Source organism: Candidatus Zixiibacteriota bacterium, from assembly GCA_040753495.1.
GTDB lineage: Bacteria > Zixibacteria > MSB-5A5 > GN15 > PGXB01 > DYGG01.
The window spans coordinates 1-7,657 of sequence record JBFMEF010000212.1 but is presented as its reverse complement, the minus strand read 5'-3'; the positions used below and the strand labels follow the sequence as shown (position 1 = coordinate 7,657).

General features: G+C 48.3%; 9 protein-coding genes. All 9 read left to right on the top strand.

Annotation, left to right across the window (positions count from 1 at the left end; all coding sequences use genetic code 11):
- The coding region (locus tag AB1690_13710) for a hypothetical protein (protein MEW6016364.1) at positions 1-225 on the top strand (225 nt) is incomplete at its 5' end.
- A 46-nt stretch (positions 226-271) separates the two neighbouring features.
- Positions 272-853, top strand: a complete 582-nt coding sequence (locus AB1690_13705; protein ID MEW6016363.1) for a hypothetical protein — start codon at positions 272-274, stop codon at positions 851-853.
- A 79-nt stretch (positions 854-932) separates the two neighbouring features.
- Positions 933-1,814 (top strand): hypothetical protein, encoded by an 882-nt coding sequence (locus AB1690_13700; protein ID MEW6016362.1) that lies wholly within the window; start codon positions 933-935, stop codon positions 1,812-1,814.
- 13 nt (positions 1,815-1,827) lie between these two features.
- Complete coding sequence (locus AB1690_13695) at positions 1,828-2,724, top strand: DUF58 domain-containing protein (protein MEW6016361.1); 897 nt, start codon at positions 1,828-1,830, stop codon at positions 2,722-2,724.
- A gap of 140 nt (positions 2,725-2,864) precedes the next feature.
- The gene (locus AB1690_13690) at positions 2,865-3,836 is read left to right on the top strand and encodes a PDZ domain-containing protein (GenBank protein ID MEW6016360.1); all 972 of its coding nucleotides are present in this window, start codon (positions 2,865-2,867) and stop codon (positions 3,834-3,836) included.
- A 551-nt stretch (positions 3,837-4,387) separates the two neighbouring features.
- Positions 4,388-5,356, top strand: a complete 969-nt coding sequence (gene hprK / locus AB1690_13685; protein ID MEW6016359.1) for an HPr(Ser) kinase/phosphatase — start codon at positions 4,388-4,390, stop codon at positions 5,354-5,356.
- A gap of 84 nt (positions 5,357-5,440) precedes the next feature.
- Complete coding sequence (locus AB1690_13680; GenBank protein MEW6016358.1) at positions 5,441-6,274, top strand: site-specific DNA-methyltransferase; 834 nt, start codon at positions 5,441-5,443, stop codon at positions 6,272-6,274.
- A 3-nt stretch (positions 6,275-6,277) separates the two neighbouring features.
- Positions 6,278-7,021, top strand: coding sequence for a PmeII family type II restriction endonuclease (locus AB1690_13675; protein MEW6016357.1), 744 nt, complete (start codon positions 6,278-6,280; stop codon positions 7,019-7,021).
- Positions 7,022-7,243: 222 nt separating this feature from the next.
- Positions 7,244-7,657 (top strand): hypothetical protein (locus tag AB1690_13670; protein ID MEW6016356.1); only part of this gene is annotated, 414 nt, incomplete at its 3' end.

Sequence of the window (7,657 nt, the reverse complement as noted above, 5' to 3'; positions counted from 1 at the left end):
TTCTTCGGGCTGGGAGCCATCTTTTTGTTCAGCACCGTGTCACCGCGCGCCAAAAAACTCTCCCTCTGGATTTTCGGCGTCGCCATTTTCCTGCACGCCGTCGGACTGGCCGGACTCGATTCCTGCACTTACGGCAAGATCCTCAGTTACATCGGCGGCATCCCGCTCCTGTCGATGATTCTCTTTATGTCGCTTAGAATATTTGCGGATTTGAGGAGGAAATAGGAATATAGTTTCTCATGCCCAGGAAGTCCATGGGCCGGAGGTATATATGGGCAAAAGTACTGATGACCTAGTGACTGCAGAATTTGCACAAAACTATGAAATGATGCGTCACTATTTGGAAACTCAGAATTCAATTCTCAAGACATTCCTGACAGTCTACTTCGCCGTAGTCTATGGCTTCATATTGCTCAACGACAAGAAACTGGAAACTGCATCTGACACAATACTCATAATCGGACTGATCTCATCTTTAGTCGTTATAGCAATGATGATCAAGAATAGGTTCTATTTTGTGATGATATTGAGAAGGCTTGATTTTCTGCGCACCCATTTTCTCTTCGGTGAGTCATCTGTTTGGGGGACTTATCCTGTATTTTACAGGAAAAACCTAGGTGACACGGAGATCCCGGTGGAAGAGAGTCGGGTAGCAAGGCCAATAAGTACATTTGGATTAACAGTAATTATGATGTGCGTGGGCTGTGCTTTCCTAATATATTTGGTTGATTTCGGTCTTCCAATGCCGCTGTTTTGCCGCATCGTAATGGCCGTGCTTGCACTGATGGCACTGCTATTTATCTTCTACTGTTTTGCCAATGCACAGGATAACGAAATAAAAAAGCATGCTTGAACTTCAGAAGAAATATTGGTTCAGAAATAAAGAACTATATGTCTGGGTCTTTAACGTGGGTCGGGGGCTGAGTACATTTATGAAAACACCTGACGACTTTGGCATGATCATCGATTGCGGAGCCAGCGACATATATAAACCTTTTGCTGAAATCATAAAACCTCAATTTCTACCCTTGCTTGATCGGCCGCAATATAACAACAAACGCCATCCTCTCGCTCAGGTCATAGTGTCTCATCCTCACTATGATCATTGCTCGGAAATACAAGAAGTAATTACTGCAGCAGATCCGTTGTTACTTACCACACCACATTCTAATCCCAATGAATCCGACTTTGACATGCACGTCAATTGGTCAATAGTCCTGGAGTCCAATAAGCAAGAAGGTCGCGGTACGATAGAATTTCTGAAAGAAAAGATAAACCATCGGAGTCCCCCATTGAGAGCGTATTTGAGCGACTTACCAACCGCAGTTGCGGATTTTGAGATGCGACTATTCTATATCAAGCCAAGTATTTGTGAGAAAGAATTGCCCAAAGTAGACTATACAAATAACTTGAGCATAGTTGTCCATCTGCGAAAAGGTGAAAATTCAATTCATTTCATGGGTGATTTGATGCCAAGTGGTTGTGAGTATCTTCTTGAGACTAATGATGATTTTAGAATTATTGTTAGTAAGGGCATTTCAATCCTGGTAGTGCCCCACCACGGTTTGGAATCGGGATTTTGTCAATCGCTTTTCGATTGCATGCCGCATGGTAAAGTCCGGTTTGTGAATATCATTTCGGAAAAGACCATGACTTCGGAGAACCAAGGGAAGGTAGATTCTCGGTATCAGTCCAGCACTCATGCAGGCGGCTATAAAGGCCGTTATTCACTCAGTACAAAGAACGATGGCACTCTCTTCTTGATTTTGGGAGCCGGTAACAAACTCGAAATCCACTCAAATTGGCAGCCTTAGGCTTACTCCCCCTATGCCCCCCTCCTACCGCAAATATCTTGACCCCGAAATCGTCGGGAAACTCAAAGGGATGGAACTCCGCGCCCGAATGGTGGTCGAAGGGTTTATCGCCGGCCTCCATAAATCCCCCTACCACGGCTTCTCCGTTGAATTCGCCGAGCACCGTCAGTACATGCCGGGCGACAACATCCGCGATATCGACTGGAAAGTCTTCGCCAAGTCCGACCGGTACTATATCAAACAGTACGAGGAAGAAACCAACCTCAAAGGCTATCTCCTTCTCGATTGCTCCGCTTCCATGGGCTACTCCAGCGGCGGCACGGTCAAACTCGATTACGCCTCGCTCCTGGCCGCTTCGCTTTCTTTCATGATGCTCAAACAGCGGGACGCTGTCGGACTGGTGACCTTCGATGAAAAAATCCGCCGCTACCTCCCGCCGCGGAGCAAATCGGGACATCTTCATATTCTCCTTCAGGAATTAGCCAATCAAAGCCCCTCCGACAAGACCGATATCTCCGCCGCCCTGCATGAAATGGCCGAGCGTATCAGCCGCCGCGGATTAATTATCATCCTCTCCGACCTGCTCGATGACCCGGAGAAAATCATCTCCGGTCTGAAACATTTCCGTCACAAGAAGCACGAAGTTATCCTCTTCCATATCCTCGACCCGCGCGAGCGTGATTTCGCCTTCCCCACCGAGGCGATATTCAAAGACCTCGAGACCGGCGAAGAATTGACCACCCTCCCGTGGCAGATAAAAAAACATTTCGCCCGCCTCTCCAGAGAGTTTTCCGAGCAGATCGCCTCCGCCTGCCGTCAAAGCCGCATAGACTACCATCTGATAGATACCTCCATCCCCTTCGATTTCGCCCTTTACGCCTTCCTCGCCAAACGGGAGAAGCTGTACTGAGCGCTCCGGACCAAGGTCTTATCCCGCTCAGAATTTGAGCACGCCCCGGGCACCACGCCGACCGCTATTTTTTGACGGAACCTCCTCTATTGACCCTGCGTAAAACTATTTGCGTGCAAAAGAAAACAATGGAGGAAAATATGAGACGATTGACCAAGCTATTGACAGTAGCCCTTTTTCTGGCTTTTCCGGTTCTGAGTGTCGCCGACGACGGCTGGCTCGGCGTTTACTCCCAGACCGTTGACCCCGACCTGAAAGAAGCCTTCCGTCTGGAAAGCGATTACGGCGTCATTATTAATCATGTCGTTGATAATTCCCCGGCGGACGAAGCCGGTTTGAAACAGGGGGATATCATTGTCAGCCTTGATGGCACCAAACTGACCGGCTCCGACCAGCTTTCCGAAATGATTCGCAAGTATCAGAAAGGGGACCTGGTCAAGATGACAGTCCTGCGTAAAGGGAAAGAACTTACTCTCACCGCCACCATCGGCGTTCGTGACGATGATGACGCCCTGGCGCTGCTGGAGAAAAGCAAATCCCCCAAACCTTATAAGAAAAGCTTCTCCTACTATTACGACAAATCCTCTCTTTCCAACTCCTACATTGGAATCAATCTGGAAAGTCTCAATGCCCAACTCGGTGAATATTTCGGCGTGAAAGATGGCGAGGGAGCCCTGGTCACGGAGGTCATCGATCAATCTCCCGCGCAGAAAGCCGGGCTCAAAGCCGGTGACGTCATTGTCTCCATTGACGGCGAACCGGTAAAATCTCCGACCGACGTCCAGAAAGCGATTCGCCAGAAAGATAAGGGAGACAAAGCCACTATCGGCGTCCTGCGAGAAAAGAAGAATATGGAAATGGCGGTCGAAATCGACGAGCGCTCCGCTTTTTCCTTCGATATGCCTGATATCGTCATTCCCGATGTCCCGGGTCTGGACAACTTCGATTTCCATTATCTGCCCAAAATGAAGGGGCTGTATCACGGCGATTTTGACGATGATATTCCGAGCATGGAAGGGCTGGAGGAATCGATGAAACAGTTGCAGGAGCAGATGCAGAAACTTCAGGAACAGATGGAGGAGATGAGGCTTAAGTCTGAGCAGAAAGATTGACCTTCTGAGCGATGAACTCAGTAGCTGGCTGATTGCAAACTCAGCCGACCGTTGAAAGTAAACTCAGTAGACCGTTTCTTCCGCCCCGGCACCATCCCACCGCCGGGGCTTCTTTTTTTTCAATAAACCTCAATCCCACCCCCAATGGTTTTCATCGACGCCATGGCGAACCTATATTCTCGCTCTCGCGATTGGGTCGACACACGGGTCGACCGCTACAATTGAAATGCGGTGTCTGGATTCCCTTCCTGGCAAAATATGTCCTTGGTTTCGTCGGTTCTTTTCAGACGTAAGGCGTGATCTGCCGATAATATTTGGTGCCCCACCGTCCTGGTCGCCGCGGCGACTTGCGGTGGGTTTCTTCCCGTTGCGTCAGTTCCCGTTCCCGTTGTGTCAGTTCTTAGGTTCAAATCCTTTTGAACCGTGAACTGACACCTCCTCGTACTTTTTTTCATTTGCTTCCCGCCCCAGCACCTCATAAATTGAGCTGAACCAACTTTTTCGCCTCGTCCCGCCATAGGCGGGACGGGGTGCGGACAAAAGGGCACTTTATGCCGGAACTAACTGTCGAAAAACTCTATAAAGACCGCAAAAACTACTTCGACATGACCCTTCTCAACTCCGAAGCCGGTCTCAAGAAGCGAATCACCAACGCCGAAATCCATCGCCCCGGTCTGGCGCTGGCCGGTTTCACCGACCGCTTCGCCAGTCAGCGAACTCAGGTGCTCGGCGAAACCGAGATGACCTACCTCATCAAAATGGGACACAGCACCCTTCTCTCCGCCGCCGAACGGATTTTTGCCAGTGATGTCCCTCTTATGATTATTGCCAAAGGTATCACCCCGCCGCTCGATTTCCTCGAAATTGCCGACCGCCACAAAACCGCCGTCTTCTCCTCCCGGCTGACCACCTCCGACCTGACCAACCGTCTGGCGGCATATCTTGACGCCTACTTCGCTCCCTCTATGACCATGCATGGCACCCTGGTTGACGTCTACGGTGTCGGCCTCCTTTACACCGGCAAATCCGGCATCGGCAAATCGGAAATCGCGCTTGACCTGGTCGAACGGGGGCATCGGCTGGTGGCAGATGACGTCGTCAAAATCATCCGCAAAGCCCCCGACCTGATTGTCGGCACCGGTTCCGAACTTCTGGGACATCATATGGAAGTCCGCGGCATCGGGATAATCGATATCGAGAAACTGTTCGGCATCCGCTCCATCCGTCTGCAAAAACGGATTGAGGTCGAGGTTCATCTTACGCTCTGGTCCGATGACCTCGAATACGAGCGGCTGGGGATAGAAGACACCACCACCACAATATTGGGGGTTTCGATTCCGCAGGTCAATGTGCCGATTTCGCCCGGGAAAAATATCACGGTGATTTCCGAGGTGATAGCGATGAATCATATGCTCAAGGTTTACGGCGAGAATTCCGCTTTGGAGTTTTCCCGCCGCCTTTCCGAGCGTATGCATCGCCAGGAAATGACCGAAGACTACCTGGAATCGGATTATGAATAGAAAAAAGACTGACAGCAGATGTCAGTGGGCGTAGTTAATAATATGAGCAAGAAATCAACCTTAAGCACTTCGAGAAGCCGGCACATGGAAATAAGCGCCAATGTCATCTGTGGAGATTGCCGAACCGAATTGCCGAAAATGGCAGCCAATTCAGTTGACCTTATTATAACGTCTCCGCCATACGCTGACAGCAGAACTAAAACCTATGGGGGAATTAACCCCAATAAATATGTTGACTGGTTCCTACCTATTTCTCAGGAGTTACTACGTGTGCTCAAACCGACCGGAACCTTCATTCTCAATATTAAAGAGAGAGTTGTTAATGGTGAACGCCACACATACGTTCTTGAATTGATTCTTGAAATGCGCAAGCAAGGCTGGCTCTGGACAGAAGAATTCATCTGGCATAAGAAGAATTGCCATCCGGGTAAGTGGCCCAACAGGTTTAGGGATGCCTGGGAAAGGCTTTTGCAGTTCAACAAATCAAAAAAATTCAATATGTACCAGGGTGCGGTAATGGTTCCTATGGGAGATTGGGCGCAAGATCGTCTCAGAAACCTAAGCGAGACCGATAGGCGACGGGATAATGCGAGGAATGGAAGCGGATTCGGCAAGAAGATAGCAAATTGGCTTGACAGGAATATGGCCTATCCACCGAATGTACTCCATATGGCAACCGAGTGCGGAAACAAAGAGCATAGTGCCGTTTTCCCCGAAAAACTACCAGAATGGTTTATAAAACTGTTCACAAAGGAGGGAGACCTAGTACTCGATCCCTTCATGGGCTCGGGCACGACCCTAGTAGTTGCCCAAAGGCTGAGTAGAAACTCTATCGGCATTGAAATCTTGCCTGAGTATTGTGAAATTGTGAAGAACAGAGTAAATCCATTGGAATTGCAGCTGCTAAAATTGGGCTGAGGCATGATGAATATTAGTATTAAGGATGTAAGAAATTATGTGGAAGAAAATATCGGTGAGTTCCACAAGAAGCGGATAGAGAAACTGAGAGAACTAGAATTGAAGGAGATTCTTTCTCGAAAAAATCCCTACCTTTACAAAGCAAAAAACATCTTGACCGCCCAAGACCTGGTTAAGTTCTTCACGGATGCATTCTTGTCTTCACAAGAGGAAGCACTATTCGGTGATTTCCTCGAAGGACTCGCTATTTTTGTATGTGAAAAGACTCTTGCAGGTAGAAAGTCGAGTTCCGACGGCATCGATATTGAGTTTGACAAGAATGGAATCAGATACATTATGGCAATCAAGTCCGGTCCCAATTGGGGAAACTCAAGCCAAATCAGGCAGATGAGGGCGTCTTTCTTACGTGCAAAGCGCATACTTAGAACAAGCGGTGGCAAGAAGCAAGTTGTTGCTATCAACGGATGCTGTTATGGGCGCGATAATAAGCCAGACAAAGGCGATTACATGAAGTTTTGCGGCCAAAAATTTTGGGAATTCATTTCAGGGAATAAGGACCTCTATACGGAGATAATTGAGCCCCTTGGCCATAAAGCCAAAGAAAGAAATGAGGAGTTTATTGGGGAATATTCAAAACTAATAAATCTCTTCACCATCGAATTTTCTAAGGACTTTTGCAGTGGTGGTGTCATAAACTGGCGGGCCATTGTCGAATTCAATTCATCAATCACAAAGCCAAGTAAATAAGTCCTGCAGACCCCCGATTCTCCAGAGAGTGTTTCCACCATGCCGCTGATGCACTGGCAGGTCCCGGTTTTCAATCCTATATCGAGGATATTCTGGAAGAAGATAGACTATGTGGCGAATGGGAACATCGCGCACGCGGAAGCAAACGATGACGACTGCAACAGCAAAGAAACATAAATTCCCTGCCAGGTATCACCTTTTAAAATCTGCGGGCTACATCTCATGCGCCGCAAACCACTTCGCCTGAAAGAATTCGACTACTCCACTCCGGGACTATATTTCATCACCATTTGCGCCTATGACCGACAATGTTTTCTGGGTTCAATCCTCAATAATTCGGTGGAATTGAGCGCGGTCGGAGAAATGGTCAAGAAATGGTGGTATAAGCTGCCCGTAAAATTCGCCGGTATCAAAATTGATGAATCTATCATAATGCCTAACCATCTCCATGGCATAATTAACATCATAGGGGGCAACCCATGCCTCGCCCCCGATTCCCCGTCAAAAAGCGTAGGGGGCGACCCATGTGTCGCCCCAAAATCCTTTCCACCAGGAAAGGATTTGAACCCCTCCCTTCCCAGATTAATCCAATGGTTCAAAACCATGAGCACTAATGAGTATCTTCGTTATATCAAG

Excerpts from the sequence above, each read along its gene's own strand:
- AB1690_13705 (MEW6016363.1), top strand. The coding sequence starts at position 272 with ATGGGCAAAAGTACTGATGACCTAGTGACTGCAGAATTTGCACAAAAC.
- AB1690_13700 (MEW6016362.1), top strand. The coding sequence starts at position 933 with ATGAAAACACCTGACGACTTTGGCATGATCATCGATTGCGGAGCCAGC.
- AB1690_13695 (MEW6016361.1), top strand. The coding sequence starts at position 1,828 with ATGCCCCCCTCCTACCGCAAATATCTTGACCCCGAAATCGTCGGGAAA.
- AB1690_13690 (MEW6016360.1), top strand. The coding sequence starts at position 2,865 with ATGAGACGATTGACCAAGCTATTGACAGTAGCCCTTTTTCTGGCTTTT.
- hprK (MEW6016359.1), top strand. The coding sequence starts at position 4,388 with ATGCCGGAACTAACTGTCGAAAAACTCTATAAAGACCGCAAAAACTAC.
- AB1690_13680 (MEW6016358.1), top strand. The coding sequence starts at position 5,441 with ATGGAAATAAGCGCCAATGTCATCTGTGGAGATTGCCGAACCGAATTG.
- AB1690_13675 (MEW6016357.1), top strand. The coding sequence starts at position 6,278 with ATGATGAATATTAGTATTAAGGATGTAAGAAATTATGTGGAAGAAAAT.